This window comes from Ancylobacter amanitiformis, from assembly GCF_030814815.1.
Lineage (GTDB): Bacteria > Pseudomonadota > Alphaproteobacteria > Rhizobiales > Xanthobacteraceae > Ancylobacter > Ancylobacter amanitiformis.
This window is the reverse complement of the sequence record NZ_JAUSVR010000004.1, coordinates 284,747-307,440: the sequence shown is the minus strand read 5'-3', so window position 1 is coordinate 307,440 and position 22,694 is coordinate 284,747. Positions and strand designations below refer to the sequence as shown.

Below are 22,694 nucleotides of genomic sequence, written 5' to 3'. Positions count from 1 at the left end.
CCCATGGCGAAGAAAGCAAAGCCGAACACAGGTTCGGTTGACAGGGAACTGTGCGCCGAATTCGAGCGCCGGTATGCCAGCTATCAGGGCGACCTCGATAGTCTCCGCAGTGACTACATGAATGCGTGCAAGGATGTGCGCGGTGACATGAAAGACCTGTTCGAGGAGGCCAAGGAGCGCGGCATCGTCCTGAAGCCGTTCAAGGCCCGGCTCAAGGTGCTGAACCTGCGTAAGCGGATCGAGAAGGTCCGCGATGAACTCGAAGCCGAGGATGCGCGCCTCTTCGACTACTACGACGACGAGGGTGACAAGCCGGCCGCGAAGAAGGTGCCGGGCAAGCGGGCCTCTGCCGAGCAGCAGGCGGACCGTGAAGCGGTGGACGAATTCGAGAACGAGACCTTCCAGTGACCTCGGCACCGCCGCGCATCCTGGCGCTCGACATCGCGTCGCAGACTGGCTGGGCCTACGGCGTGCCCGGGGAGGTGCCGCGGGCCGGCACCATCCGGTTCGCCTCCCCCGGCTCGTCATGCGGCGCTGTCGGGCGCGGGATGATGCGGTGGTTCGCCGACTTCATGAAGCTCTGCCCGGTGGATGCCCTCTATTTCGAGGCGCCGTTCGATCCCCGCAAGATGGGCATGCGGACCAACATGAATACTTCGCGCATCCTGCTCGGCCTGGTTTTCCTGATCGAGACCCTCGCCCAGGCCAAGGGCATCGGTGAGATCCGCGAGACCGATATCTCGGATGTGCGCAAGCACTTCGTCGGCAGCAACCCGCCGGGCGAGAAAGGCAAGCTGGCGGTGCAGCAGCGCTGCCGGCATCTCGGCTGGAGATTCGACAGCGAGGACGCTGCAGATTCGCTCGCCGTCTGGTCCTACGCCTGCGCGGTCGTCGCGCCGAAGACGTCAATCGCCACCACCCCGCTTTTCCAGTCGCGTGCCGTGATCGTCGACAAGCCCCAGGCGATGGAGAAGTCCGAAGCGCTGCTGCGCAGGTTCAATGACATCGAGGACATCCCCCTGTGAAGGCGGCAGTGAAGAAGAACGCGCATCTGTGGGAGCGCGATCCCAACGATTGGTATGTCGAAGAGGAATGGTGCGCCCGCAGGCTGTTCGCGGAAGAGAAATTCGAAGGCCCGATATGGGATCCGTGCGCGGGCATGATGACCATTCCCAAGGCGGCCCTTGCTGCGGGTTATGACGCGATCGGGACCGATCTGGTCGCTCGCGGATATGGCGAGGTCGCGCCCGTCAATTTCCTCGCCATGAAGCGGCCGATGCAGGTTCGCGGCCGACCGGCGCGATCCATCGTCTGCAATCCACCTTTTGGCATTGCCAAAGCCGATGTGAAGGCCGGCCGCCCCCTGGGCTTCGTCCAGCACGCGCTCGATCTTGCCGACCACAAGGTCGCGATGGTCCTGCCGGCGCGCTGGCTCTGGGGCGACGAGCGCAGCCGGTGGCTGGAGCAGAGCCAGCCAAGGCGCGTGTGGGTTCTGACGCCGCGGCCATCGATGCCCCCGGGTGCGGTCATCGCCGCCGGACTGAAGCCGGGCGGTGGCGACAAGGACTTCCTGATCATCGTCTGGCTCCGTGGATACGAGGGGCCTTTTGAGACGCGCTGGCTGCGGAGGGACCCATGAAATGCCGATGTGGCGGCGAAACGCAGGTTCTCGACTCACGAAACGGGCCGATGAACACCGTCAAGCGCGTCCGGCGCTGCACGATCTGCGGCTATCGCGTGAAGACGATCGAGGCCGTTGGTGATTCCGCGACCGAGTTTCTCATGCGGCACCGAAAGGCACGACGAGAGAAGCAGAAGCGCTGGTGGAACAGCCTCTCCCCCGAGGAGAGGCGCGCGTGGAAAAAGCGTGAATACACCCGGGCGTCGGCCCGCCGCGAGGCGCGGGAAACCGGTGAACCCGTCGAACAGATCTACATCCGCTGGGGATGCGCATGAGCGACCTGCCGTCCGACTGGCCGCCCGACTGGCCTGCCCCGCGCGTCACCATGCGCGACATGTTCGCTGCCCTCAGTATTGAGCGTGCCGGCCTCATCCGCCGGCACAGGGATCTCGTCGAGAGCGGAACCCGACCGGCACCCGACGAGAGCATCCTGCGGCGCGCTCTGGCGCTGCACCGCGCCGAGCGGTTCATCCTGAAGTGCTCGCCCTATATCGAACAGGTCAACGACCTGGTGCGCCGTCTGCAGACACGGGGGCCGCGGTCGTGAAGCAGCCCTCTCCCGATCGTCCTCCCCGCCCGCGCCGCCGCGCGCCACGCCGGCGGACGATCTCCTACTCGGTGCCGATGAAGATCCGCATGGCCTACCTCGCCGGCATGGGCCGGTCGGGGCGGCAGATCGCGGACGAGGTCGGCGTCGACGATCCGCAGAAGGTGCGTGCCGTGCTGCGCAACATGGGCACCCCGCTCCTGCGCGAGGCCGGCGGCGTTGAGCTGCTCATGGTGCGCATCGAGCGCCCTGTCGCCAAGGCCATCAGCGATCTCGCCGACGGCGCGGATCTGACATCCGAAGAATTCGCCGCCCGGGCCCTGACGCTGATGTGCGTCGAGGAGCGGGTGATGTTGATGAACTTGATGAGCGAGACAGAAGAATGAAAAACCTCGCCTTCGAGGGCTTCGCGGACGCCAAGCCTATTCCCGACGACATCCTCGGCGGGTTGCTGCGTGGCCTGATCGTCGACGGCTTCGCGGGCGGTGGCGGCGCATCCACCGGGATCGAGTGGGCGCTCGGCCGCTCGCCGGACGTCGCGATCAATACGGATGCCGCTGCGCTGGCGATGCACGGCCAGAACCACCCGCGAACCCTCCACCTCAACAAGAACATCTGGAAGGCGGACCCGATGACGGTCACGGCCGGCCAGCCGGTCGGCTTGATGTGGGCGTCGCCGGATTGTCGCGATCATTCGAAAGCGAAGGGCGGCCGTCCGGTTTCCCGCTCGGTCCGCGCGCTGGCGTGGGTGGTGGTGAGCTGGGCGCGGCAGGTGCGTCCGAAGGTCATCCTGCTCGAGAACGTCGAGGAGTTCGAGGACTGGGGTCCGATTGACGCCGAGGGGAACCGCTGCAAGAAGCGAAAGGGGCAGGAGTTCAAGCGCTGGGTCGCCGAGCTGGCCCGCCTCGGCTACGACGTCGAGTGGCGGCGCATGCGCGCTTGCGACTATGGCGCGCCGACGACGCGCAACCGCCTCTTCCTTGTCGCCCGCTGTGACGGGCTGCCCATCGTGTGGCCGGCGTCGAGCCATGGGGATCCGAAGTCGGCGGTGGTCCGGTCTGGCGGGCTGCTGCCCTGGCGCACGGCGGCCGAAATCATCGACTGGGATCGGCCCTGCCCTTCCATCTTCATGGCGCGCACCGAGGCACGCCACTACAAGCTCCGCACCGGCGTGAAGGTGAACCGGCCGCTGGCACGCAATACCATGGCGCGAATCGCCGCCGGCACGAAACGCTACATCCTCGACGCCGAGAAACCGTTCATCGTGACGTGCAATCACAGCGGTGACGGCTTCCGGGGTCAGGATGTCGGTGAGCCCTTCAAGACAGTGGCGGCCTCCCGCGACGCCCACGGTCTGGTTTCCCCGACAATGATCCAGACCGGCTACGGCGAGCGCGACGGCCAGTCGCCACGCGCCCTCGATATTCACAAGCCGCTGGGCACCGCAGTTGCCGGCGGCGGCAAGCATGCCGTCGTTTCCGCCTACCTGGCCCAGCACAACGCCGGACCGCGCCCCGGGGCGCCCGGCCGGGACGTCCGCGAGCCGATGTCGACGCCCACCACCAGCGGCAGCCAGCAGGCGGTGGTGTCGGCGCATATGCTGACGCTCAAGGGTAGCGACCGCCGCGCGTCGTCGGTCGAGGCGCCGGCGCCGACCGCATGCGCAAAGGGGCAGCACAACGCCGTCGTGATGCCGACCCTCACGGTCTATTACGGTTCAGACGAGGACGGGGCCGGCGTCGACGAGCCGATGCGGACGGTCACTTCCAAGCCGCGCTTCGGCCTGGTCGAGGCGGAGGCCGTCATCCCGCCGATGACGCCGGAGCAGGAGATTTCGGCTCGGCGCGTCGCCGCGTTCCTGCGCGAGTTCGGGGCCTGGGACGATCGCGAGTTCGTCACCGTCGGCCCCTATGTCATCGTCGACCTCGGCATGCGGATGCTCACGCCGCGCGAGCTGGCACGCGCGCAAGGCTTCCCGGACAGCTATGTGCTGGCGGCAAACTACAACGGCCGCACGCTCAACGAGACCGAGCAGCGCCGGATGATCGGCAATTCGGTCAGCCCGTTCCCGGCCGCCGCGCTGGTCCGCGCCAATATGATTGATGCGGCCCAGATGAAGCCGCTGCCGCGCCGGCGGCTGGTCGAGGCGCGCAGACGACATGTCGAGCGTTCTGTCGAGATTGCGGAAGTCGTCGGAGCGCCGGACCTGTTCAGCGAGGTTGCAGCGTGACCAGGCCGACTCGCCCCGTTCTCCGCTGGCATGGCGGTAAGTGGAAGCTGGCGCCATGGATATTGCGGCACTTCCCGCCTCACCGGGTCTATGTCGAGCCGTTCGGGGGTGCGGCTTCCGTGCTGCTGCGCAAGGAGCGCTCTTATGCGGAAGTCTACAACGATCTCGATGACCACATCGTCGGCCTTTTCCGTGTCCTGCAGGACGATTGCAAGGCGGAGCAGCTTGTCAGTCGCCTGTATCTGACACCGTTCTCTCGGCGAGAATTCGATCTCGCTTGGGAAGCCGCGGACAATGAGATTGAGCAGGCCCGGCGGCTGGTCATCCGCTCATTCATGGGGTTCGGCTCCAACGCCCATAACGTGGAACTCGGCAGGGGAGCGACCGGCTTTCGGGCCGACTCCACCAAGTCTGGGTCAACCCCAGCTCACGATTGGTCGCGGTACCCCGCATCGCTCTATTCCATCGTAGAAAGAATGCGAGGCGTAGTAATCGAACATCGCCCAGCTCTTCAGATTATGACCAAGCATGATGGTCCGAACGTTCTTCACTACGTCGACCCGCCCTATATGCATGAAACAAGAGGGTTGAAAAACAAACACGACCCCAAGCATCTCTATCGCTACGAGCTTTCGGCAGAAGATCATCAGCAGCTGCTGTCGGTTCTGGCCGAATTGAAGGGCATGGTTGTCCTATCCGGCTATCCGACCGAGCTCTACGACGAAATGCTCCGAGGCTGGAGCCGTGTGGAGACCAAGGCGCTCGCCGATGGCGCCCGTGCGCGCACGGAAGTTCTCTGGATCAACCCAGCCGCCGCAACTGCGCTGCGGACCCACCGTGGGGGCTCCCACATGCCCCTATTCGCGGAGATCCGCCCATGATTTCCGAGGCCCAGAAGCAGGATCTGCGCGACCGCAACCCTGTGACGACCGTTGCCGGCAAGTGGGTGAAACTGCGCCGCGGCGGCGCGAAGGGGTGCATGGTTGGACCCTGCCCGCTGCATTCGATTGACCCCACTGCGAAGGATTCGACGTCCTTCGAAGCGTGGGCGGATGGCTGGGTCTGCGCGACCTGTGAGGACGGCGGCGATGTCTTCAAGCTGGTGATGTTGCACGACGGCGTCGGCTTCATGGAGGCCGTGAAGATCCTTGGCGGCGAGCAGGAGGTCGATCCTGAAGTGGCGGCGCGCCGGGAGCGCGAGCGGCAGGAGAGGAAGGCGCAGGAGGAGGCGGAGGACCGCCGCCGGCGCGAGCGCGACATGACCCGGTGCGAGCGGCTGTTCGACCGCGCCCGGCCGATCGCCGGCACCCTCGCCGCCCACTATCTCGAATCGCGGGGCATGGCCGTCGACCCGTCATGGACCTTCGACCTGCGCTACATGCGCGGCCTGCCCTATTTCGGCTATGCCGACGAGGCTGCCGAAGAGGTCCGGGATCTGGGCGACCATCCTGCCATGCTTGCCGCGATCCGCGACGCGGCGGGAAGCCTGATCGGCGTGCACCGCACCTACCTCGAGGCGGGCACCGGCGCCAAGCTGGCCCCGCCGGGCGACCGCAAGCGCAACAAGGCGAAAAAGATCACCGGCGAGCAGAAGGGCGGGCTCATCCGCCTGTCGCCAATCCGGCCCTATCTGGCTATGGGCGAGGGCATTGAAACCTCGCGCTCGTGGCGGGTGCTCCGCTCACCCACCAGTCGGGACTGGGCCATCGCGGCGGCTGTGTCGCTCGGCAACCTGTCCGGCCGGGCACTGACGCGCCGGGACCATCCATCGGCGCGCATGCCGAGCGGCCGGCCGATGCAGGTTCCGGTCGACCCGGATCTCGACAGCCCCGGCATTGTCCTGCCGGCAGGCGTCGAGGTCGTCGCCATCCTCGGCGATGGCGATTCCGATCCGGTGATGACGCAGGCCCGCCTCCTGATGGGCGGGCGGCGGTTCCAGCACCAGGGCGTGGAAGTCCTCTACGACCTCGCCCCCCGGGGCGCTGACTTCAACGACGTGCTGATGCAGCGGAGGCGGACGTCATGACCGGCGTTGTCGACGACGACCTCATGGATATGAGCGCCTTCGAATATCAGCACGAGGAGGAGATCAAGGCGGCGTGGCGCCCGAAGCTGCGGACGATCCGCTGGCGCGACCTGGATGCCGCCGGCCCGGAGTCGGAGTGGCTGGTCTACCAGGTGTTCACGGCCGCTGCGGTGTCGCTGATCGTCGGCCCCAGCCAGCACGGGAAGAGTTTCTTCGCGGTCGAGTACGGCATGTGCGTCGCGCGCGGGTCGGACTTCTTCGGCCACGCCTCGCTGCAGGGCGGTGTGCTCTACATCGCCGCGGAGAGCGGCGGCGGCATCAAGAAGCGCCTGCGTGCCTATCGCTCCTGGAACGCCGACGAGGTGCCCAAGAGCATGGATCTGCCCTTCGGCTTCCTGCCGGGCAAATTCAACCTGTTCGCGGGCGACGACGACACCAATGCGCTGATCGACGACGGGAAGCACTGGAACGATCTGTTCGAGGCCGAGTTCGGCGTGCCGTTGCGGCTGATCATCGTCGACACCTTCTCCGCCGCGACGCCGGGGGCCGACGAGAACAGTGCCCGGGACATTACCCCCGTGCTGGCCAGGGCAACGAGGATCTCCGAGGAGCTCGGCTGCGCGGTGACGATCGTCCACCACGCCAACCAGGGCGGCACCAAGCCGCGCGGACACACGTCGATCTTCGCCAACGTCGAGAACGTGGTCTCGGTCGAGCTTTCCGAGAAGCGGGTGGACGAGGATGGGCGGGCGATCCGCTACGCCAAGGTGACGAAGCAGAAGGATTCCGAGGCCGGCGCGTCCTGGCCGTTCGTGCTGCGGGCGGTAGAGGTCGGCACCGACCGGCTCGGCAAGCCCGTCACGTCCTGCGTCTGCGTGCCGCCCGCCCAGGACATCGATGTGTCAGGTCCGGCCGATGGCGGGTTCAACGCCTCGGAGCGGGACCGGCAGTTCCTGCAGTGCGTCCTCGACGCCGTGAAGAATGACGGCCAGACGCCGCCGACCGACCTCCCCTGCCCGGGCCGGATCACCCAGGCCGTCACCGTCAACACGGTGAAGAAGCTGTTCTGGTCGCGCTATTCCGCCGGCGAGGAGGGCACCGAAGAGGTCAAAAAGGACGCGCTTCGGCAGCGATGGAAGCGGGCGCACGACCGCATGGTCCAGTACGGGATCGTGGGCTCGCACGAGGCTCCCGGCTCGACAGTGGCGTGGATGTGGATCACCGGCAAACCGGTGAAGGGCATGTCCATGGGTGGTGAGCGGAAGAAGGCGCGCGAGATCGCCGACGAAAAACCATCCGCCCTGGGCCGCGATGAAGAAGACGACTTCCTGTCCGGTTTCGGCGAATGAGCGAGGCAAAATTCATGGCGAGCGTCACGGATTTCGACGTTGGTGTCACGGAAGGAGAGGAAGGCGTCGCGCCGCTCGATACCGAGGCGATGCTGAAGGCCCTCTTCGAGAGCGGGGTAGAGGTCGCGGAGGAATGGACGCGCGAGCTGGTCATGGACCGGCTCGCCGACGCCATCCGGTTGGTCCACCGCACCGTCAGCCGCCCGGGGCCGAAGGGGTTCGGCCGGTCCATGCCCGACTACGAGTACAGCGGGCTGGATCTCTGGTTCCAGTCGACGCAGGAGGCATGGGAGCGGGAACACGGCGACTTCGAGCGCAACCGGCCGAAGATCGGCGCCACCTCGGCCGAGATCGTTGCCGCGGACGTGGCGCTCGCATGGGTGCCGCGCTTCGTGCCGCAGGAGCATGTCCGTCGCGCCCTCAACACCTGGCTGCTCGCCAAGGCGACCCGTCGCCCCTGGACGAAGGTGACGAAGGAACTGGGGCTGGTGCACCGCACCGCCATCGCGCGGCGGGACCGCGCCGTTGCGCTCATCGTCTATGGGCTGACCACCGAGGCGATCGAGCAAGCCCAGGCAGCGGCGGGTCGCGACGATGAAGGCTGATCTGTTCGGCCCCCGCCCCGCAGTGGCGCGGGTTACTCGAATGCATGCGGTCGACGCCGGCCATGCGCCCGGCCTGATGCCGGGCTGGCGCACCAGCATGGGCGGGCACTTTCGCTGCCGGCGCTGCGGCCACGATGACGGCTGGTCCTTCGACATGACGGTGTCGGAGATCCGGCGCGGCCTGCCCTGCCCCACATGCAACGCCCGAAAGGAAGGTCCTTGATGCGCCCTGCCCGCCCACTCTGGACGCCGGAGGAGGATGACATGCTGCGTCGGTCATTCCCGCATGAGACCTTCGCGCAGCTCTCCGCCCGCTTGCCGGGCCGCTCGTCCCTCGCCGTCCAGCGCCGTGCGCGGCTGCTGGGCCTGCGCCGACAGCGCTCCGGCAAGATCGAAGTGAAGATCAGGATGACAATCGAGCTCGCGGATCGCGTGCAGTGTCGCGCCCGCCGGGCTGGGCTCTCTGGTGCCGCGTGGCTCCGCAACATTGTCGCCTGGGCGCTGGAAGGAGATGGGCCATGTACCTGACCGATCGCCAGCGTGCCGAGCTGTGCCTGCCGGCCCACGTCATGATGGGCGTGCTGTTCGCGGGCGTCGTGGAACAGGACGCGGAATTTACCCGGGCTGTCGAGCTGCTGAAGACCGCGGCGCGAGAGCCCATCACCGACCTCGATGACCGCAAGGCGCGCAAGCTGCTGGAGCGCGTCCGCCGCCTGCACCACCAGGTCGTGCAGCCCTATGCCGGCGAGGGCGAGGATGTCGCCAAATTCGGCCTGATCGCCTTCTTCTGGATCAAGATGCTGGTGGAGAGCGGCTATTTCATCTTTGCCGAGGGCAGCGCGATCGACGAGGCTCTGCGGCTCTACATCGGCGCGATCGAGCACAAAGCCGAGGAGCCGCGGGTAGTGGCTTCAGCCGAGAAGCAGGCGCGCAAGATGATCCGGCGGCTGCAGGCGCAGGGATATTACGCTGGGCTCGGAATGGACGCCGCTGCGATATCTGCCGGGCTCGGCGAGTGGCCGGAGACGGCACCATGACCACGCGTCTCCAATGCTGCGTTCCCTTCTGCCGGCGAACGACCAAAGATCGTCACGACGAATGGGTCTGTGGCAAGCACTGGTCGGCGGTCCCGCAACGCGAGCGCAGGCGCCTCGCGCGCGCCGGGCGTTGGTATCGGAAGCGCTTCGGCCAGAACGCCGCATGGACCTATCCCGCGGGCTCGCCGAAACGGATTGAGGCGGTGCGCTTTGACCGGCACTGGCGCAAGTGCTGGGAGCGCTGCAAGCGAGCGGCGATCGAGGCGGCGGGAGGGATCGGATGAAGATCGAAACTCGCGCAGAAGCCGCGCAGGACGCATACAACAAGGTGGCGTCCGGCACCCATGTCGTTGTGCCTGTCGCGCTCCTGTACACGCTCGCAGCGGCTGGCTTGTGGTCCTACGACCCTGCGTGGGGCGGCGATGCAAGCCCGGCGATCAACGCTGGCCGCGCTGCCGAGAACATCCTCGATCGTCACACGCGGCTGAGACAGTGAGGCTGGATCTCAGGGGTTGAAGAGACGCCTCAGTGCAACATCGCCGCGATGATCAAGCCGATGATGCCGAGGCAGAGCAACACGATGCTCAGCTTCCCGACGAATTCGAAGGTGCCGCCGATCGCCCGACCGAGACCCGCCGCCACATGTGCCGGGAGGAACCAGCCGGCGAGAATGCGCACGGTAGCGACCAAGATGATGACGACGATCGCGCCGAAGATGATGATGGTCATGATGGCCTCCCCTGCGTGATGGTGGAGCAGGGAAAGCGGTACCGTCAAGTCTGTGGGCTCTCGCGCATCTGCAAGTAGGGGTAAGGTCCCAAGGAAGGCTGTAGGTTGTCGGCTCGAATCATCTCCGCCGCCGCCGCGCGTGCAGCATCTTGCGATTGGGCGTTTAGCAGCATCCGCAGCACAGGGCGCACCCAAGTCGGAATATCCTCAGCGCCGCGAGCCCACTCCTCGGCGCGCTTGAGACGCACGCCGAATATGCGTGCGAAAGCGGATACGCTCACACCTGCATCGCGCAGTCCGTTGCGGAACTGCTCGGCGGTGAGGCGGTCATATTCGAAGCGCGGCGCCATGATTGGACCTCCTCTGCCTGGATGGCCTTGACGGCCTGGTTGTTCTGATAGCGCGCCCGGAAGGCGTCGAACATGGCGTCGCGATCGTCGAACGTCACGCCGTAGTGGTCGGCCAGCGGGTCCTGCCGGATCATGTCCATGCGCTGGCCGAAGCGGATAGGGCCGACCTGCGCGGTCGGGAAGTCGATCTTGACCTTCTGGACGGGGCTGGGCGCGCCGCCGGCATCGAGGAAGGACACCAGCGCCTCGCCGACCCGCATCTCGGTAATCTCGCGCTCGGCCTCGACGTCCGGGTTCTGGCGGAAGGATGCCGCTGCAGTGCGCACCGCCCGCGCGTCGCGCGGGGTGAAGGCACGCAGGCTGTGTTGGATCTTGTTGCCGAGCTGGCCGAGCACGCTTTCGGGGACGTCGAGCGGGTGCTGCGTCACGAAATAGACGCCGACGCCCTTGGAGCGGATCAGGCGGACGGTGCGCTCGATCGTGTCGAGGATTGTCCGCGAAGCCCCGTCGAACAGCAGATGTGCTTCATCGAGAAAGATGACGAGCTTCGGCTTGTCGAGGTCGCCGGCCTCGGGCAGCGCCGCGAACAGGCGCATGAGGAGCCACTGCATCAGCGCGCCATAGGTGCGGGGCGCATCCATGAGACGCTGGGCGGCTAGCAGGTTGATGACGCCGCGGCCGTCCGGCGCTGTCTCCAGCAGATCCATGATGTCGAAGGACGGTTCGCCGAACAGGTTGCCGCCGCCCTGCCCTTCCAGCACCAGCATAGAACGCTGGATGGCGCCGATTGACGCTGCCGTGACGTTGCCGTGGCGCGTGCGCAGCGCCTCCCGGTGGTCGAGCATGTCCGTGATGCTGGCGCGCAGCCCGTCCAGGTCCATCATCAGCGATGCCCCGGGGTGGAAGTCGGGATCGGACAGCCAGCGATAGGCGACGTGGAGAACACCCTCCTGCGTCGCGTTGAGGTTGAGCAGGCGGGCCATCAGGTCCGGGCCCATCTCCTCGACCGACGTCTTGATGGGCATACCGAGGTCGCCGAAGACGTCCCAGAACCGCACGGGGAAGGCGGTGGAGACGCCAGAGAGGTCGCCCTTCACATCGGCGGCGAAGACCGGCACGCCAGCGGCGCTGAATCCCTCGGCGAGGCGCTGGAGCGTGGTCGTCTTGCCGGCACCGGTGCTGCCGGTGATCAGTCCGTGGCGGTTGGCATACTTCAGGGCGATGCCATGGCCCGGGGCGAGGTCGACCCGCATCTCTTGGTTCTCCACGATTGGAGTAAGGTGGGTGTTCAGCCCTTATCCCGGGCGTTCAGCTTCGCCAATATGGCCGCGCCCGCGGTCGCGGTCGACACCCTGGGGTTCTCAGCGCTTTCCGATGCCTCGACCGCACGCATGCCCTTGCTGCTCGCGCTGTATTCGATCAGTCCGGCTAGCGCGATCTCGCGATTCACCTTCTTCGCCACCTCCGGCTCCAGCCCATTGCTGTTGAGCGTGAACCTGGTGAGGGCGACGGCGGTCCTGCGTGCCTTGCGCCCGATAGATTGCCGAGCCTTCAGCCCGAGCCCCGGCGCGTGTTCCTGCTCGATCCGGCGATAGCCGACGTCGCGCTCATTCTCGAACAGAAGACCCCGCTCCTTGTTCGCCCGCTGCATGGCGCCGTAGATGAACGGGCGTGCGGACTGGGCATCGAGGCCTGTGATTTCGTGGATCTTGGCATAGGTAACGGTGCCGCCGATCGGTGTCTCGTAAAGTATTTGCAGGACGGCGATGCGGACGAGAAGCTTTTCAGAAGATGATTTGAACATCTACATTCTCCATGAAGGATTGCGTTGCGTTGAGGTGCGTAGCGTAGCGCTGCGTAGCGCTGCGGGGCGTGGCGGAGCGCGGTGGAACCGTTACCGGCTCCCCTGCCCGTCCCTTTGTCGAGGCGGGCGGGGCAACCGGCCCTTGTGGGGCCGGGCCGGATCAGGCGGCCTTGGCCACGAACTCACGGTTGTCGTGCCACTCAAGACCGGCGAGGCTGAACCGGCCGTTCATGCCGCCACTCATCTCCGGCCGCCAGCGGCCGATGCCGACGAACAGCCCGGCGATGTCGACCATTTCGCGGAAGACCTCCTCGGTGATGATCGGGTCGACGATCCAGATGTCGAACCTTGCCGACCACGACGGGACCTGCGGGAATCGGCGGGTGACGGTCGTGCTCTTCTGGGCGCCGGTCATTCCCTTGGAATCGCACTTCACGTCGATGAAGCCGACCTCGGAACGCGGAATGCCGGTGTCGATATCTTCGGCCAGGATCAGCCCGCTCTTGAATTTCGCGGTCCATGTCGCCTTGCCCTGCCCCGGGATTTGCCGCTTCGAATACTTCGCGGCGGCAACGAGCGCCTGATGGATGGCGACGGCGGGGATGACCAGGTGGCCGGCGGCGTTGAAGTGCGCCTTCGACATGAAGTTCCGGCGATCGTAGTCGCCCTTGTCCTCACCCTTCAGCATCGGCAGCCCGTGGTCATAGGACTGGCTGTAGGGGGACATGGACTTGAGCGTGACGGTGGCAGAGGTGAAATTCATGAGGATCTCCTGTGTTGAGGTGGCGGAAGCGTTGCGACGCGGAGAGTTGCGCGGTGGAGCCTAGCGAAGCACTGCGAGGCAGATGGCGCCCGAGAGCACCCAGGAAGAGGCCGCGACCTCCTCGGGGGTGCCCCCGATCCGAAGATCGAGGGCCGCTGCGTTGAGTAGTACTGCGGGGCGTGGTGTCGCGCAGCGGAGCGAAGCGTTGTGGCAGGTTTCCCCACCTTGAGACGGCTCCCGGAGGAGCCGTCCTAGTTAGGGAAGATCGTTGCGTGGAGAAGCGTGGAGCTGCGTTGCGAGGCGCCGCGAAGCGGTGCCTTGTGATGCCTTCCGGCATCCCGAAACCCACGGCATGGGCTCGGGGATGCCGGCCCCGGAGGGCCGGCGCTGGTGCGTTGAGCTGCGGTGCGTCAAGGCGCGTGGCGGCGCAGGGCGAAGCGATGCCGTGCAGCGCGGAGCGGTCGGTGGCTTCCCACCCTGACGCCCTCCACGAAGGGCGCTGGTTGGGGAGCTATTCGTCGTAGTCGAACGCATCATCCGTCGTCGGCGGCGTCGATATCAGGCTCACCGGCGTGCCGACGCCGTCGACCCACACGGAATAGGGCCCGATGATGCCGGTCACCGTGCCGGCGAAGCGCGCGCCCGCCGCGTCGACGCCTTCGACTTTGGCGCCGACGGGATAGGGGTAGGCGACCAGAGGTCGCGCCTTGCCCGTCACAGCGGCGCGCCGGCGGGCGCGGCTGTGGGGCCAGCGATAATGCGGCGGAACTTCTCAACCTTGGTCGCCGACGCGATGTAGCCACCTTCCCGGTAGGAGAAGCGGCATTTCAGGTCGTCGCCGATGATGCGCGCCGCGAGGGTCTTGTATCCGTCCGGCGACGGGCAGCGCACGACCAGCTTGCCCTTGTTGTAGCGGGCGGCGAAGACGGTGAAGTCGTCCATGGTGTTCTCCTTTTGCTTTGCCACAATTGGCTGGTGTCAGGTCTTCGCCGTGCGCCGTCGACGCGGCGGCCGGTATTCGTCGAGTTCGCCGTTCGGCCAGCGGAAGGCGGTGCGGGGTCGGCGGACGCGGCTCATCGCTCTTTCTCCAGCAGTGCACGGGCAAGGCTCATGGCAAGTTCAAGCCGTCCGTCGTCTTCCGGCAAGTTGTCGAGGATTTCGGACAGGTAGAGGGCGTCAACCTTCGGGTCTGTTGAAAGCCCAGCTTCCTCGTAATAGTCGAGTTCGGAGCTGGCACCGTAAGATGTCAGTGACCCATCTAGGAGAGCCCCGCACCCATGGCAGCCCGGCATGCTGTCATGGGAGGTCCGCCATCCACCGTCCAGGATGTAATCGTTGCGGCGCTTACGGTCATGTCGGCGAAGGTTGCGAACCTTGAAGTACCCGCAGTCAGGGCACCATTCATAGCCGTTGTCACCGTTCGGCGTCGCGATCCAGTGACATGGGCGCACCGGCGCCGAAATGCGGGAAAGTGCCCACACCAGTTCCTGCCTGTCCATCATCGCTCTCGCACCGGAAGATTCCAGAGCCGGCCGAGATGCTCGGCAATGGCCCATGCACGCTCTTTGTCGCCCGGCGGGCCGTCCGTGATGCACTCGCAGCCGACATGCGTCGCCGTCGGGCGGTAGTGCCCATAGACGGACCAGAATTCCGCGTCGGCGTCGTCGCACGCTTCCATGTGAGTGCCGTTGTCACCGGGCTCGGAGACGTCGCGCACGCCGCCGACCTCCAGCCAATCGAAGCGCGCGATTTCTTCGGGTGTCGGGCTGACGCCGCCGGACCAGCAGTTGAAGAGGTCGGCGTCGGTGATTGTCGGGCCGGAGCGTTCAGCTACCATCGCGTCAGCGATGTCGTAGGAAAGATGCACGGCATTGATGATGCCCTCCTCCCTGCTCGTTTCATCTTTGTAAGCATTCTCAATCATGTAGCTGGCCACAGACGATAAAACTTGGCCAGCAAACCAGTCACGTAAGGACATGCCAGGCGCGCCGCCATACGCGTGAGTGTAGTTGGCGTTCTGGACCGGGAACGCCGGCCCGCCGTCCTTGCGCTCAGCCATTGGCGCGCCCCTCCTCGGCAAGAAGGTTGCCTCGCCAAGAAAGCGGGTTAGGTGCGGTGGGAAAACCCGGAGGCCAATCGCACCTTGACCATGAGCAGCCGCCGTCATCGTCGACCATGGGCCAGCGTGCTTTGAACCTCTTCTCGTCGCACTCCTCACACTGGCAATTGCGGAGGCGTTCCTTGCGGGGCCAGAACAGGCTGTTACCGGAATAGCCGCATCGACCACGTCCGAACTGGTCTTCGAGGTCGGTCATGATCTGATCGGTCACCTCGCCGAAATCAGGACCCGTCGCATCCTCGCGGTCGTTTCCGCTGCCCCAAGTGCTGCACGCGCGGATCACCCAATAGGCCGGCCGCTGGTTGATCGTGGCGATGGTGAAGAGTGCGCGGCCATCGCCGTAAATGGTTGGCGAGACGCGGGGGATGAAGGTGATCGCGTCGGATGGCGTCCAGAGATAAGCCTTCTCGCGCTTCTCGACTGCCCGCCGAAGCCTCTTGTGGACAGCGTCTTCAGCGCCATCCCGACTGGGGAAATCATCCATTGGCGCGGCCCTCCGCCCTGTTGATCGAGGAAATCGCGCGGAGGTAGGCAGGGTGGGTTTGTATCCAGCGCGGGTTCCTGCTCTCTCGCTCCAGAAGCGTGATTATTTCTTTCAGAGCCGCCAGCATTTGGGGGGCGGCATCGCGGACCGGGTCCGCCGGCGCGCCGGCAATGGCCGCGCGGATCGACGCCAGCAGGTCGAGAATGCCGTCCTGCGACTCGTCGTCCTCGAAGCCGGCGATGAAGGATTCGGCACGGCGGAGGGCATGGGCAACCGGATCGGGCACGGCGCCAACAACGACGTGCTCGGCAATCTCGACATAGCAATGCGCGGCGCCGTGCTCGTCCTGCAACGCCTCAACCTTGGCGCGCCAGTTGGAAGCGTTGGCGCTCTTGGCCTGCCCGTTGTCGGAAAGCATGAGGTTCGTCAGGTCCATGGCCTCGGCTTCGGCGCCGGCCAGGTCCGCGAATGCCTTGGTGATGTTGCCCGGCACGCTGAAGTGTTCGGCCGTGAGAATGTGGATTTTCATGACGTTAGTCCTTCCTGCCGTTGGTGAAGTCCGCGAGCACGATTTCGACCGTCGGCGAGACGCCGCGCCACCCGTCCTTGTGAACGTTGCAGTCCATGCCGCAGTTATGCTGAAGCGTGATGCCCGTGGCCTTCTTGAAATCGAGGTAGCCGGGTTCCTCGCGTCGCTCGAAGCAGGGCCGTCCGCTGTAACGGAATGGCGCCGAGCTCTGCGGGATGATGAAGGTCCCGGCGTCCGCAACGTCCGCCGCGAGGTCGATGACGTGATATTCGAAGGCATTGCCGCGATATCGCGGCCCGTTGCGGCCAGCCCGCCGCACCGCCCCGAAGGGCGGGTTGCTGATAGCGATATCGAAGCGCCCGAGATCGGCGGCGAGGAACGGCAGTTCGAATATGTCGGCGCAAATCCATTGCGCCTCCGGGAGGAGCTTGCGCCCGACCGCGACATAGTCGGGGTTCTTCTCGATGCACACGATTTCGCGCGGCGGCTCGTTCCATCCGTTGCGCCAGTGGCACGCCAACGCAAGGCAGCCAATGCCGGCGCACAGATCGATGATGCGACGCCCGTTAACCTCGATGGTGAAGTCTAGGGCCAAGTCCAGCGGCGTGAAGAACGCCCCGGCGGTGCCGTTGACGTGGTTCGCGTCCTCGCGCCAATTGCGCAGCACGAATTCGCGCTGGTCATCCGTCAAGCGGTCCTTGCGCAGAAGGTCCACAGCTGCGGCGTGGTGCTTGGCTTGGGATTTCGTGAGCTTCGCCATGGTCACGCCCCTGCCGGCTGGAGCGCCGACACGACACGCGAGACGGCGTATCGTCCGCCGTTGTTGAGGTGCCGCTGCCACGCGCCCTCGGACGGCGCCCAGCGGAAGCCCTCGCGCTTCAAGGTGTCGCGAACCTCAGCGGCGGGCTTCCCGTCGAAGAACAGCTGAATGCGCGCGGCCTCGCCGTTCTCGACAACACGCAGGCGCCCGGCAGCCGTGTTGTGCTCGCGCTCCACCGTGCCGCGTTCGCGGTTCCGCTCGATGGTGGCTAGACGGTCCTCCAGCCGCTTGATCTCGGCAAGCTCGCCCGAAAGCTGATAGGCGGCGAAACCAGCGCCCATCCATTTTTGAGGCGGGACAACGCAGCGCCGGGCCGTCGCCTCGCGCCAACCGGTGGCGTCGACCACGGCTTGCACCTTGGTGTCGACGTCCTTACCCCTCGCTGACCGAATCGCCGCGTTGGCGGCTTTCATCAGCGCATGTGAGGCGCGGTGCTTCTCGATCTCGGCGCGGATAAGCGCCGGCGCATCGGGGTTGCTGGCGCGGATCGGTTCGCCCGGTGCACCGTGCGGGAACGCGGTGCGCTCGACCGATGCGCGTGCGGCTTTGACGTGCTCGCCAAGGGCGCGGAAGGCGTTCTCCGCCCAATCCATGCGCTTGCGGTTGCGGTCCACGGGGAACCGCGCCGGGCCGACGACGAACCACGACATGCAGCGCGAATCCATCGCCCATGCGCGGCGCGTCATGGAGACGTGCCGGACGGCGAAGCGCTCGACTTCTGCCGAGGCGTCGAGATTCCCGCCGCGCTCGATAGTGGCGACGACATGCGCCGCGAAGGCGTTGAGCCGTTCGGCGAGGGCGCCTAGCTCCATGCGGGCGCGGCGATCCGGAAAATGGGACAGGGCGTCCCATGTGCCTTCGATCTGCTTCACGGTGAGGTCCAACGAGAACCCGCCGGCCGACACGCTCAAGGCGTCATCGTGGAACCGCGCAACTTCGTGCACGGGGTGCGCTTCGGTGGTCATGGCGATGTCTTTCGATTCGGCACAATTGCCAGGTGGTCAGTGCGACGGCTCGTCCCGGAACACGGCGCAATCGTCGTGGTCCATGTCGTCCGCGCATTGCGCGCGGTGCTGCGCTTCGAGGTAGAGGCACGCGGGCTCGGCGCCCTTGAGACACGCCGCGTAGAGCGCATCATCGGGCATCCCCAACAGGACTGGGTCTAACCCGAGGTCCGCCGCGCGCAGGTCGCACACGATGTCGGCGGTGCAGCCCGAGGAGGCGAGAACGGCCATGCGTTCGTGCAGGGGCATGACGGGCGGGCCGGACGCGTTCAGAGCGGAGACGGCCAGCGCGAGGGCGCCCCCGAGGATCAGAGCGGAGCGCATGGCGACGTCACGCGTAGATGAACGCATCGGACAGGGCCACATGCTTCGCCGCGATGCGCTGGCGCCGCGCCGTGCGCAAGATGCGCTGGCGGCTGTCGGCTACGGCGGCTCGGCATTTGCGTTCAAGCTTAGTCATGATCTGGTCCTTTCAGGTGTCACGATTGACGGGGTTGCGGCGGGGAGCAGCTGGGCTTATCTTCCGGGCAACCGGGGAGCGAATGCCCCCCGGCGCCTGCTGCTAGAAGAACCAAACGGCGATGGTTATGCGGACCGTCGCCGTTTTTCTTTTCCAGAGCAGGGAGAGCGACCAGAGCATGGCCCTTCCCTCCCACTTCGGAACCGGCATCCGGCCGGCGCGGGGCGTGCCCCTTGGCCCGTTCAGCACGGGCCGGCGAGCGCTCCATGACGCGCACCGCACGGGTGCGCGCTTGCAGAGCTCACGTCGTGCGATGTGCCGACTGGTCGCGCGTCCAACTCCACCGCGCGACATCGTCGAGTTGGCCCCACGTTCTGCGCGGGCGCCCTCCCGGATAGTTGGGGCGCTGGCGCAGGCTGGCCTCATACGACTCGCGCCCACTTTCCGCGTGCCTCCGCGCTGCATCGAGATTCTCGCCCGGTGTGGCCCGGGATAGGTCGCCCGCTTCCACCGCTTCGCGGCGTTCGATTTCGGCGCGCATGGCGTCCGACCGTGCGGCACCCTCAGCGATGAACCGGCGCAGTTCGGCCGAGGTGTACGCGGGGAACGCGCCTGCATAAAATGCCGTGTCCATGTTGGCCCCTCAAGCATTCGCAATGATCGCGCGCACCGCGCGGCGGATACGTTCACGGCGCTCGCCCCAGCGCTTGAGCGAGGCGTGCCGTGTCATCGGGTGCTCGGTCGCCGTGGACCACGCCCAAAGGCGCGCGAAGCGGTCCATAGCGGCGGGCGAGAACATGCCGAAACGATAAAAATGTTCGGCGCGGTCCATGCTCCAGCCCGCCCGGATAGCGACGCGCAATTCGGTGCGCGGGGTTTCTGCGATATACCGCATAGCGCCCTCACACGTTCGCAGTGCGCAGCGAGGCCTGGACGTGACGCACGCCCTTCGCTGCTTGGACGCGGTGGGCCTTGGCCCGAACCTGCCCAATCATCATTTTCGCCGTGGGGCTTCCGGCACGCGTCAGGGCCAGCATGGACAAGGCCACAATCTCCACCGCGTCAATCGCGGTCATGTGCTTGCGATTGCGGAGGCAGAAGCGCGAAGCGTTGTAGAGGGTGCGGGCGTAGTCTTTGAGCATCGGTCTTTTCCTTCGTCACGATTGACGGATGGCGGTTCAGGAGGCCGCGCGGTCCGCGCGGCGCTGGTTCCGGCGGGCGTTCTCTTCCCAGAGCACAGCGGCTTCCTCAAACCCACGGGCGCGGCAATCGGCCGCCCGCGCGAGGTCTTCGGCAACACGGGCTTGCCACTTGAGGGCGATTTCGTTGTGGGTGTTCATCGTCTTTTCCTTCGGCACAGTTGCCTGTGAAGCGGTGGCGTTCGCCGTTGCTTCGTTGAATTAAATGTACTGCGGCTTGTGTTGTTTTGCAACTCGAAATGAGCAAGTCGACAACTTTTTTCGTGCTCGGCCTACCTGCAGCTAAGGCCGGCTATCCGGCTGTGAGTGCGCGCGAAATGCGATTGGCCGTGGCATAGGGCGCACGCTGTGCTGTGCTGCACGTGGTGTTGCACAGCAGGGCGCAAGGCCCGTGCGTGCGCGTGCGGGGCGCCTCTGTGCGTGCGCCGTGCTTATGGGCTGGTGGGGCGCGTGTGCCCGCATGGGGCATGGGTGCCAGGTATCGGCCGGCCAAGGCCGGGACGTCATGCGCGGGGGCGTGCAGCTCGCAAGATCGCGGGAGGCAGCCTTGCCCATGCCCAAGGATCGATGGCGCAAGGTTGAGCCACGGGGCGACCTCGATGGCACGGGCACAGCATGAGGGCGCGGGCCATGTGCGGCGGCATGGTGCGGAGCGCGCACGGGGGAGCAGAGGGAGCGCAGGACGGGCAAACGTGGTGCGAGGGGTGCCTTGCCTAGGTCGAGGGGGCGAACGGGCGCCAGCGGGGAAGTCTAGGGACCGTAGGGGCACGGGCGGGCCGCGGGAGACCTCGTCGCCCCCGACATCTCGGCGAATTTGGCTCCTAAGCGCCCCACACCACCGATAAGCATTGCCGATGGAACTGTGACTTGCATGAGAAAACTTGTTGCAGCGGGTGCTGATGAAAAGTAGGCTTGCAGCGTGATTTGATTGCAGGATCAAACACTTCTGGTGCTGATCGACGCTCCTATCTGGCGAGGGACTTCGATGCTTGACATAGCCGGCGCGGATGCGCCCGGACGCTACCAGCGTGGCACCCGCACGCTGATCCCTCAGATCCGCAAGATGCTGCGCGAGAGCCCGTTCATGGAGCGCGAGCACATGCGCGAGAGCCTTCGGGCGCGAGGGCATATCGGGAAGTGCGGCTTCGGGGGGCGCCGCCTGTATGACGCTCTGCATTGGCTCGAGGATTGCGGCGAGGTGGAGTTGACGCCCTCGACGGTGCGCGCCGTAGACCTGGCGGCGCCCCGGCCTCGCCAACCCTCAGAGCGGCGGCAGCCGAGCCTCCGAACGATTCGCCGGGAGCTTGCCCGGAAGCGCGAAAAAGTGGTCGAACGGCTTCTCCGCGGGGAAGCTGTCAAGGTGCGTTCCACAATTTTATAGCGAGGGTGTATTTCGGGTCCGACGACGTCGCGAAACCCGTTGAGCGGAATCGCTTGGCGTTGCATTTCAACCATTGGATCTGGGCTTGGGAGTTACCTCTTCGGCACCAGACGGCGCTTGACGGATGTCACTTTTCTGGGCTTCTCTTCGTGCGGCAACGGTGAGAGCTGCACTCAGTGCACGACTTAAGTCCCAGCGCTTCGGACTTAAGGGAGCGCGCCGCCAAGCGGCGCTCCCCAAGCACCACTTAAGATCCTGTCCAAGCACAAGACTCAGCTTTGGTTATTAGGGTGAGCAACCTCTTGCGTCACACTTTCGATAAGCTCTGTCACGAATAGGACGTGTGGTGTCACGTGTCGCCGCCGGTCCGGCGATGCCAGATCGGCGCGGCAGCCTCGCCTTCAGAACATCGCAGAGGAGATGACATGACGACCAGCGTTGTCGTGAAGGCCAACCATGGCTGGCCGGTGGATGTCACGCGCAAGGATCCGAAGACGGGCGAGGCGCTCGCCGGGCCGGAACGCGTGGAGCCGAACACCGAGCGGACCTTCTACGTTCACGGCGGCATGGATCTCCATGTCCACGAGGTCCAGGAATACGCTAAGGCGCCGAGCGCCAGCTGAGTTTCCAGCGGCGGGCTTCGGCCCGCCATATCACTGGCGGGGGCGATCCCGCCTAGCGCGCTGCTCTTCCGGCTTGAGCGAGGGGGCGTTGCGAAACCACGAAGCCGGCGGGCGACGGCGCGTCTGATGACGGCTACAAGCCCGACAATTCCGGCGGGGAGCACCGCGAGCGGCCGACCCCGGCAATGACGCCAACGTCCTAATGGCGCCCGCCGGCTTGCAGGCCCGAAGCCCCTCTGAGCCTTGGACATAGGCTCGGGAACAGCGGCACACTTCACTTTTCAGGCCGAAAGCGACGACACGCTTCGATCGCCTGACCACCTTTCCGGCACGCCCATGACCCTCGACGCGGAGCCAGACCCGTCGCGGCGAGGTGTGCCGGTTACCCATCCACGCGCGAGGCACCATGATCGAATTCAAGGTCGAGCGGTCGGGCCGCAAGGCCCTGGCCGAGCTCGCGCTCAATCTGCAGAAGACACCCGAGATCAAGCGCGGGCTGTCGCGCGCCATGGGCGAGCATCTGCGTCTGCAGGATCGCCAGGCGGTGACGCTGATGGCTGCCCAGACGAAGCTGCCCACCTCGCGCGTATCCGGCGCCACCAGCGTGCGGCATTCGAGCTCGAGCCTCGTCGGTCGTCTGCGCGTCCGCGATGAGAGCGTCCCGCTCGGCGAACTGACGTCGCGCTCCTGGTCCCGCTCCGCGGCCGGCGCCACGGCCGGCGACTGGGACACGAAGACCTATGCCGGGACGTTCATCGTCCCGCGCTTCGGCGGGCGCATCTATCGCCGCACCGGCAAGGGACGGTTCCCGATCCGCCGGGTCTGGGGTCCGCTGCTGCCGAATGAACTGCTGCGGCCGGACATGCCGACGCTGCCGGCGATCGAGCGCCTGGTCGAGAGCGACCTCGCCGCGCGGGCGCTGCGCCATGTCGTGAAGGTCATCGCTCCGTAGCC

The 22,694-nt window shown here is 66.0% G+C and carries 37 protein-coding genes; 19 read left to right on the top strand and 18 right to left on the bottom strand.

What is annotated here, in order from left to right; translation table 11 throughout:
* The first annotated feature begins 3 nt into the window (after positions 1–3).
* From QOZ99_RS09075 to QOZ99_RS09000, 16 genes are all read left to right on the top strand, one after another.
* Positions 4–408, top strand: coding sequence for a hypothetical protein (locus QOZ99_RS09075; protein WP_306889645.1), 405 nt, complete (start codon positions 4–6; stop codon positions 406–408).
* A complete protein-coding gene (locus QOZ99_RS09070; protein ID WP_306889644.1) occupies positions 405–1,025 on the top strand; it encodes a hypothetical protein in 621 nt (206 codons plus the stop codon). The genes QOZ99_RS09075 and QOZ99_RS09070 overlap by 4 nt, the downstream gene beginning before the upstream one ends.
* Before the next feature lie 8 nt (positions 1,026–1,033).
* Positions 1,034–1,639 (top strand): TRM11 family methyltransferase, encoded by a 606-nt coding sequence (locus tag QOZ99_RS09065; protein ID WP_306889643.1) that lies wholly within the window; start codon positions 1,034–1,036, stop codon positions 1,637–1,639.
* A gap of 50 nt (positions 1,640–1,689) precedes the next feature.
* Positions 1,690–1,956 carry a hypothetical protein gene (locus QOZ99_RS09060; protein WP_306889642.1) on the top strand — a complete coding sequence of 89 codons (267 nt, stop codon included), beginning with the start codon at positions 1,690–1,692 and terminating at the stop codon, positions 1,954–1,956.
* The gene (locus QOZ99_RS09055) at positions 1,953–2,228 is read left to right on the top strand and encodes a hypothetical protein (RefSeq protein ID WP_306889641.1); all 276 of its coding nucleotides are present in this window, start codon (positions 1,953–1,955) and stop codon (positions 2,226–2,228) included. The genes QOZ99_RS09060 and QOZ99_RS09055 overlap by 4 nt, the downstream gene beginning before the upstream one ends.
* 89 nt (positions 2,229–2,317) lie before the next feature.
* Positions 2,318–2,614, top strand: coding sequence for a hypothetical protein (locus QOZ99_RS09050; protein WP_306889640.1), 297 nt, complete (start codon positions 2,318–2,320; stop codon positions 2,612–2,614).
* The gene (locus QOZ99_RS09045; RefSeq protein WP_306889639.1) at positions 2,611–4,458 is read left to right on the top strand and encodes a DNA cytosine methyltransferase; all 1,848 of its coding nucleotides are present in this window, start codon (positions 2,611–2,613) and stop codon (positions 4,456–4,458) included. Before QOZ99_RS09050 ends, QOZ99_RS09045 begins: the two co-directional genes overlap by 4 nt.
* Positions 4,455–5,339 (top strand): DNA adenine methylase, encoded by an 885-nt coding sequence (locus tag QOZ99_RS09040; RefSeq protein ID WP_306889638.1) that lies wholly within the window; start codon positions 4,455–4,457, stop codon positions 5,337–5,339. Before QOZ99_RS09045 ends, QOZ99_RS09040 begins: the two co-directional genes overlap by 4 nt.
* Positions 5,336–6,484, top strand: a complete 1,149-nt coding sequence (locus tag QOZ99_RS09035; RefSeq protein WP_306889637.1) for a DUF7146 domain-containing protein — start codon at positions 5,336–5,338, stop codon at positions 6,482–6,484. The genes QOZ99_RS09040 and QOZ99_RS09035 overlap by 4 nt, the downstream gene beginning before the upstream one ends.
* Positions 6,481–7,833: an AAA family ATPase gene (locus QOZ99_RS09030; protein ID WP_306889636.1), complete on the top strand. Its 1,353-nt coding sequence runs from the start codon at positions 6,481–6,483 to the stop codon at positions 7,831–7,833. The genes QOZ99_RS09035 and QOZ99_RS09030 overlap by 4 nt, the downstream gene beginning before the upstream one ends.
* A 14-nt stretch (positions 7,834–7,847) precedes the next feature.
* Positions 7,848–8,438, top strand: a complete 591-nt coding sequence (locus tag QOZ99_RS09025; RefSeq protein WP_306889635.1) for a hypothetical protein — start codon at positions 7,848–7,850, stop codon at positions 8,436–8,438.
* Between the two features lie 40 nt (positions 8,439–8,478).
* Positions 8,479–8,661 carry a hypothetical protein gene (locus QOZ99_RS09020; RefSeq protein WP_306889634.1) on the top strand — a complete coding sequence of 61 codons (183 nt, stop codon included), beginning with the start codon at positions 8,479–8,481 and terminating at the stop codon, positions 8,659–8,661.
* Positions 8,662–8,702: 41 nt separating this feature from the next.
* Positions 8,703–8,966: a hypothetical protein gene (locus tag QOZ99_RS09015; RefSeq protein ID WP_306889633.1), complete on the top strand. Its 264-nt coding sequence runs from the start codon at positions 8,703–8,705 to the stop codon at positions 8,964–8,966.
* Complete coding sequence (locus QOZ99_RS09010; RefSeq protein ID WP_306889632.1) at positions 8,957–9,475, top strand: hypothetical protein; 519 nt, start codon at positions 8,957–8,959, stop codon at positions 9,473–9,475. The genes QOZ99_RS09015 and QOZ99_RS09010 overlap by 10 nt, the downstream gene beginning before the upstream one ends.
* Complete coding sequence (locus QOZ99_RS09005) at positions 9,472–9,759, top strand: hypothetical protein (protein ID WP_306889631.1); 288 nt, start codon at positions 9,472–9,474, stop codon at positions 9,757–9,759. Before QOZ99_RS09010 ends, QOZ99_RS09005 begins: the two co-directional genes overlap by 4 nt.
* Positions 9,756–9,971, top strand: coding sequence for a hypothetical protein (locus QOZ99_RS09000; RefSeq protein ID WP_306889630.1), 216 nt, complete (start codon positions 9,756–9,758; stop codon positions 9,969–9,971). The genes QOZ99_RS09005 and QOZ99_RS09000 overlap by 4 nt, the downstream gene beginning before the upstream one ends.
* Before the next feature lie 29 nt (positions 9,972–10,000).
* On the opposite strand, the gene QOZ99_RS08995 is transcribed toward QOZ99_RS09000, so the two are convergent.
* From QOZ99_RS08995 to QOZ99_RS08910, 18 genes are all read right to left on the bottom strand, one after another.
* Positions 10,001–10,204, bottom strand: a complete 204-nt coding sequence (locus tag QOZ99_RS08995) for a hypothetical protein (RefSeq protein ID WP_306889629.1) — start codon at positions 10,202–10,204, stop codon at positions 10,001–10,003.
* A gap of 277 nt (positions 10,205–10,481) precedes the next feature.
* Positions 10,482–11,807: a helicase HerA-like domain-containing protein gene (locus tag QOZ99_RS08990; protein ID WP_306889628.1), complete on the bottom strand. Its 1,326-nt coding sequence runs from the start codon at positions 11,805–11,807 to the stop codon at positions 10,482–10,484.
* Positions 11,808–11,842: 35 nt separating this feature from the next.
* On the bottom strand, positions 11,843–12,358 hold the full coding sequence (locus QOZ99_RS08985) for a class I SAM-dependent methyltransferase (RefSeq protein ID WP_306889627.1): 516 nt from the start codon (positions 12,356–12,358) through the stop codon (positions 11,843–11,845).
* A 160-nt stretch (positions 12,359–12,518) separates the two neighbouring features.
* Entirely contained in the window at positions 12,519–13,121 is a 603-nt protein-coding gene (locus QOZ99_RS08980) for a hypothetical protein (RefSeq protein WP_306889626.1), read from the bottom strand.
* 511 nt (positions 13,122–13,632) lie between these two features.
* Positions 13,633–13,839: a hypothetical protein gene (locus QOZ99_RS08975; protein WP_306889625.1), complete on the bottom strand. Its 207-nt coding sequence runs from the start codon at positions 13,837–13,839 to the stop codon at positions 13,633–13,635.
* A complete protein-coding gene (locus tag QOZ99_RS08970) occupies positions 13,836–14,063 on the bottom strand; it encodes a hypothetical protein (protein WP_306889624.1) in 228 nt (75 codons plus the stop codon). Before QOZ99_RS08970 ends, QOZ99_RS08975 begins: the two co-directional genes overlap by 4 nt.
* A gap of 131 nt (positions 14,064–14,194) precedes the next feature.
* Positions 14,195–14,623 carry a hypothetical protein gene (locus QOZ99_RS08965; protein WP_306889623.1) on the bottom strand — a complete coding sequence of 143 codons (429 nt, stop codon included), beginning with the start codon at positions 14,621–14,623 and terminating at the stop codon, positions 14,195–14,197.
* Complete coding sequence (locus QOZ99_RS08960) at positions 14,620–15,180, bottom strand: hypothetical protein (RefSeq protein ID WP_306889622.1); 561 nt, start codon at positions 15,178–15,180, stop codon at positions 14,620–14,622. Before QOZ99_RS08960 ends, QOZ99_RS08965 begins: the two co-directional genes overlap by 4 nt.
* Positions 15,173–15,724 (bottom strand): hypothetical protein, encoded by a 552-nt coding sequence (locus QOZ99_RS08955; RefSeq protein WP_306889621.1) that lies wholly within the window; start codon positions 15,722–15,724, stop codon positions 15,173–15,175. The genes QOZ99_RS08960 and QOZ99_RS08955 overlap by 8 nt, the downstream gene beginning before the upstream one ends.
* Positions 15,717–16,253: a hypothetical protein gene (locus QOZ99_RS08950; RefSeq protein WP_306889620.1), complete on the bottom strand. Its 537-nt coding sequence runs from the start codon at positions 16,251–16,253 to the stop codon at positions 15,717–15,719. Before QOZ99_RS08950 ends, QOZ99_RS08955 begins: the two co-directional genes overlap by 8 nt.
* Positions 16,254–16,257: 4 nt before the next feature.
* Positions 16,258–17,013 carry a methyltransferase gene (locus QOZ99_RS08945; RefSeq protein WP_306889619.1) on the bottom strand — a complete coding sequence of 252 codons (756 nt, stop codon included), beginning with the start codon at positions 17,011–17,013 and terminating at the stop codon, positions 16,258–16,260.
* 2 nt (positions 17,014–17,015) lie between these two features.
* Entirely contained in the window at positions 17,016–18,038 is a 1,023-nt protein-coding gene (locus QOZ99_RS08940) for a DUF8626 domain-containing protein (protein WP_306889618.1), read from the bottom strand.
* Positions 18,039–18,074: 36 nt separating this feature from the next.
* On the bottom strand, positions 18,075–18,401 hold the full coding sequence (locus QOZ99_RS08935) for a hypothetical protein (protein WP_306889616.1): 327 nt from the start codon (positions 18,399–18,401) through the stop codon (positions 18,075–18,077).
* A 7-nt stretch (positions 18,402–18,408) separates the two neighbouring features.
* The gene (locus QOZ99_RS08930; protein WP_306889615.1) at positions 18,409–18,537 is read right to left on the bottom strand and encodes a hypothetical protein; all 129 of its coding nucleotides are present in this window, start codon (positions 18,535–18,537) and stop codon (positions 18,409–18,411) included.
* Positions 18,538–18,838: 301 nt separating this feature from the next.
* On the bottom strand, positions 18,839–19,171 hold the full coding sequence (locus tag QOZ99_RS08925) for a hypothetical protein (protein ID WP_306889614.1): 333 nt from the start codon (positions 19,169–19,171) through the stop codon (positions 18,839–18,841).
* A gap of 9 nt (positions 19,172–19,180) precedes the next feature.
* Positions 19,181–19,369: a hypothetical protein gene (locus QOZ99_RS08920; protein ID WP_306889613.1), complete on the bottom strand. Its 189-nt coding sequence runs from the start codon at positions 19,367–19,369 to the stop codon at positions 19,181–19,183.
* Between the two features lie 70 nt (positions 19,370–19,439).
* Positions 19,440–19,679: a hypothetical protein gene (locus QOZ99_RS08915; RefSeq protein WP_306889612.1), complete on the bottom strand. Its 240-nt coding sequence runs from the start codon at positions 19,677–19,679 to the stop codon at positions 19,440–19,442.
* A gap of 36 nt (positions 19,680–19,715) precedes the next feature.
* Positions 19,716–19,877: a hypothetical protein gene (locus QOZ99_RS08910; protein ID WP_306889611.1), complete on the bottom strand. Its 162-nt coding sequence runs from the start codon at positions 19,875–19,877 to the stop codon at positions 19,716–19,718.
* A gap of 844 nt (positions 19,878–20,721) precedes the next feature.
* Here QOZ99_RS08910 and QOZ99_RS08905 point away from each other — a divergent pair.
* From QOZ99_RS08905 to QOZ99_RS08895, 3 genes are all read left to right on the top strand, one after another.
* Positions 20,722–21,117 (top strand): hypothetical protein, encoded by a 396-nt coding sequence (locus QOZ99_RS08905; RefSeq protein WP_306889610.1) that lies wholly within the window; start codon positions 20,722–20,724, stop codon positions 21,115–21,117.
* Positions 21,118–21,542: 425 nt separating this feature from the next.
* On the top strand, positions 21,543–21,740 hold the full coding sequence (locus QOZ99_RS08900) for a hypothetical protein (protein WP_306889609.1): 198 nt from the start codon (positions 21,543–21,545) through the stop codon (positions 21,738–21,740).
* A gap of 406 nt (positions 21,741–22,146) precedes the next feature.
* Positions 22,147–22,692 carry a hypothetical protein gene (locus QOZ99_RS08895; protein ID WP_306889608.1) on the top strand — a complete coding sequence of 182 codons (546 nt, stop codon included), beginning with the start codon at positions 22,147–22,149 and terminating at the stop codon, positions 22,690–22,692.
* The last annotated feature ends 2 nt before the right edge of the window (positions 22,693–22,694 follow it).

Excerpts from the sequence above, each read along its gene's own strand:
- QOZ99_RS09075 (WP_306889645.1), top strand. The coding sequence starts at position 4 with ATGGCGAAGAAAGCAAAGCCGAACACAGGTTCGGTTGACAGGGAACTG.
- QOZ99_RS09060 (WP_306889642.1), top strand. The coding sequence starts at position 1,690 with ATGAACACCGTCAAGCGCGTCCGGCGCTGCACGATCTGCGGCTATCGC.
- QOZ99_RS09055 (WP_306889641.1), top strand. The coding sequence starts at position 1,953 with ATGAGCGACCTGCCGTCCGACTGGCCGCCCGACTGGCCTGCCCCGCGC.
- QOZ99_RS09050 (WP_306889640.1), top strand. The coding sequence starts at position 2,318 with ATGGCCTACCTCGCCGGCATGGGCCGGTCGGGGCGGCAGATCGCGGAC.
- QOZ99_RS09045 (WP_306889639.1), top strand. The coding sequence starts at position 2,611 with ATGAAAAACCTCGCCTTCGAGGGCTTCGCGGACGCCAAGCCTATTCCC.
- QOZ99_RS09035 (WP_306889637.1), top strand. The coding sequence starts at position 5,336 with ATGATTTCCGAGGCCCAGAAGCAGGATCTGCGCGACCGCAACCCTGTG.
- QOZ99_RS09030 (WP_306889636.1), top strand. The coding sequence starts at position 6,481 with ATGACCGGCGTTGTCGACGACGACCTCATGGATATGAGCGCCTTCGAA.
- QOZ99_RS09025 (WP_306889635.1), top strand. The coding sequence starts at position 7,848 with ATGGCGAGCGTCACGGATTTCGACGTTGGTGTCACGGAAGGAGAGGAA.
- QOZ99_RS09020 (WP_306889634.1), top strand. The coding sequence starts at position 8,479 with ATGCATGCGGTCGACGCCGGCCATGCGCCCGGCCTGATGCCGGGCTGG.
- QOZ99_RS09015 (WP_306889633.1), top strand. The coding sequence starts at position 8,703 with ATGCTGCGTCGGTCATTCCCGCATGAGACCTTCGCGCAGCTCTCCGCC.
- QOZ99_RS09010 (WP_306889632.1), top strand. The coding sequence starts at position 8,957 with ATGTACCTGACCGATCGCCAGCGTGCCGAGCTGTGCCTGCCGGCCCAC.
- QOZ99_RS09005 (WP_306889631.1), top strand. The coding sequence starts at position 9,472 with ATGACCACGCGTCTCCAATGCTGCGTTCCCTTCTGCCGGCGAACGACC.
- QOZ99_RS09000 (WP_306889630.1), top strand. The coding sequence starts at position 9,756 with ATGAAGATCGAAACTCGCGCAGAAGCCGCGCAGGACGCATACAACAAG.
- QOZ99_RS08995 (WP_306889629.1), bottom strand. The coding sequence starts at position 10,204 with ATGACCATCATCATCTTCGGCGCGATCGTCGTCATCATCTTGGTCGCT.
- QOZ99_RS08990 (WP_306889628.1), bottom strand. The coding sequence starts at position 11,807 with ATGCGGGTCGACCTCGCCCCGGGCCATGGCATCGCCCTGAAGTATGCC.
- QOZ99_RS08985 (WP_306889627.1), bottom strand. The coding sequence starts at position 12,358 with ATGTTCAAATCATCTTCTGAAAAGCTTCTCGTCCGCATCGCCGTCCTG.
- QOZ99_RS08980 (WP_306889626.1), bottom strand. The coding sequence starts at position 13,121 with ATGAATTTCACCTCTGCCACCGTCACGCTCAAGTCCATGTCCCCCTAC.
- QOZ99_RS08970 (WP_306889624.1), bottom strand. The coding sequence starts at position 14,063 with ATGGACGACTTCACCGTCTTCGCCGCCCGCTACAACAAGGGCAAGCTG.
- QOZ99_RS08965 (WP_306889623.1), bottom strand. The coding sequence starts at position 14,623 with ATGATGGACAGGCAGGAACTGGTGTGGGCACTTTCCCGCATTTCGGCG.
- QOZ99_RS08960 (WP_306889622.1), bottom strand. The coding sequence starts at position 15,180 with ATGGCTGAGCGCAAGGACGGCGGGCCGGCGTTCCCGGTCCAGAACGCC.
- QOZ99_RS08955 (WP_306889621.1), bottom strand. The coding sequence starts at position 15,724 with ATGGATGATTTCCCCAGTCGGGATGGCGCTGAAGACGCTGTCCACAAG.
- QOZ99_RS08950 (WP_306889620.1), bottom strand. The coding sequence starts at position 16,253 with ATGAAAATCCACATTCTCACGGCCGAACACTTCAGCGTGCCGGGCAAC.
- QOZ99_RS08945 (WP_306889619.1), bottom strand. The coding sequence starts at position 17,013 with ATGGCGAAGCTCACGAAATCCCAAGCCAAGCACCACGCCGCAGCTGTG.
- QOZ99_RS08940 (WP_306889618.1), bottom strand. The coding sequence starts at position 18,038 with ATGACCACCGAAGCGCACCCCGTGCACGAAGTTGCGCGGTTCCACGAT.
- QOZ99_RS08935 (WP_306889616.1), bottom strand. The coding sequence starts at position 18,401 with ATGCGCTCCGCTCTGATCCTCGGGGGCGCCCTCGCGCTGGCCGTCTCC.
- QOZ99_RS08930 (WP_306889615.1), bottom strand. The coding sequence starts at position 18,537 with ATGACTAAGCTTGAACGCAAATGCCGAGCCGCCGTAGCCGACAGCCGC.
- QOZ99_RS08925 (WP_306889614.1), bottom strand. The coding sequence starts at position 19,171 with ATGGACACGGCATTTTATGCAGGCGCGTTCCCCGCGTACACCTCGGCC.
- QOZ99_RS08920 (WP_306889613.1), bottom strand. The coding sequence starts at position 19,369 with ATGGACCGCGCCGAACATTTTTATCGTTTCGGCATGTTCTCGCCCGCC.
- QOZ99_RS08915 (WP_306889612.1), bottom strand. The coding sequence starts at position 19,679 with ATGCTCAAAGACTACGCCCGCACCCTCTACAACGCTTCGCGCTTCTGC.
- QOZ99_RS08910 (WP_306889611.1), bottom strand. The coding sequence starts at position 19,877 with ATGAACACCCACAACGAAATCGCCCTCAAGTGGCAAGCCCGTGTTGCC.
- QOZ99_RS08905 (WP_306889610.1), top strand. The coding sequence starts at position 20,722 with ATGCTTGACATAGCCGGCGCGGATGCGCCCGGACGCTACCAGCGTGGC.
- QOZ99_RS08900 (WP_306889609.1), top strand. The coding sequence starts at position 21,543 with ATGACGACCAGCGTTGTCGTGAAGGCCAACCATGGCTGGCCGGTGGAT.
- QOZ99_RS08895 (WP_306889608.1), top strand. The coding sequence starts at position 22,147 with ATGATCGAATTCAAGGTCGAGCGGTCGGGCCGCAAGGCCCTGGCCGAG.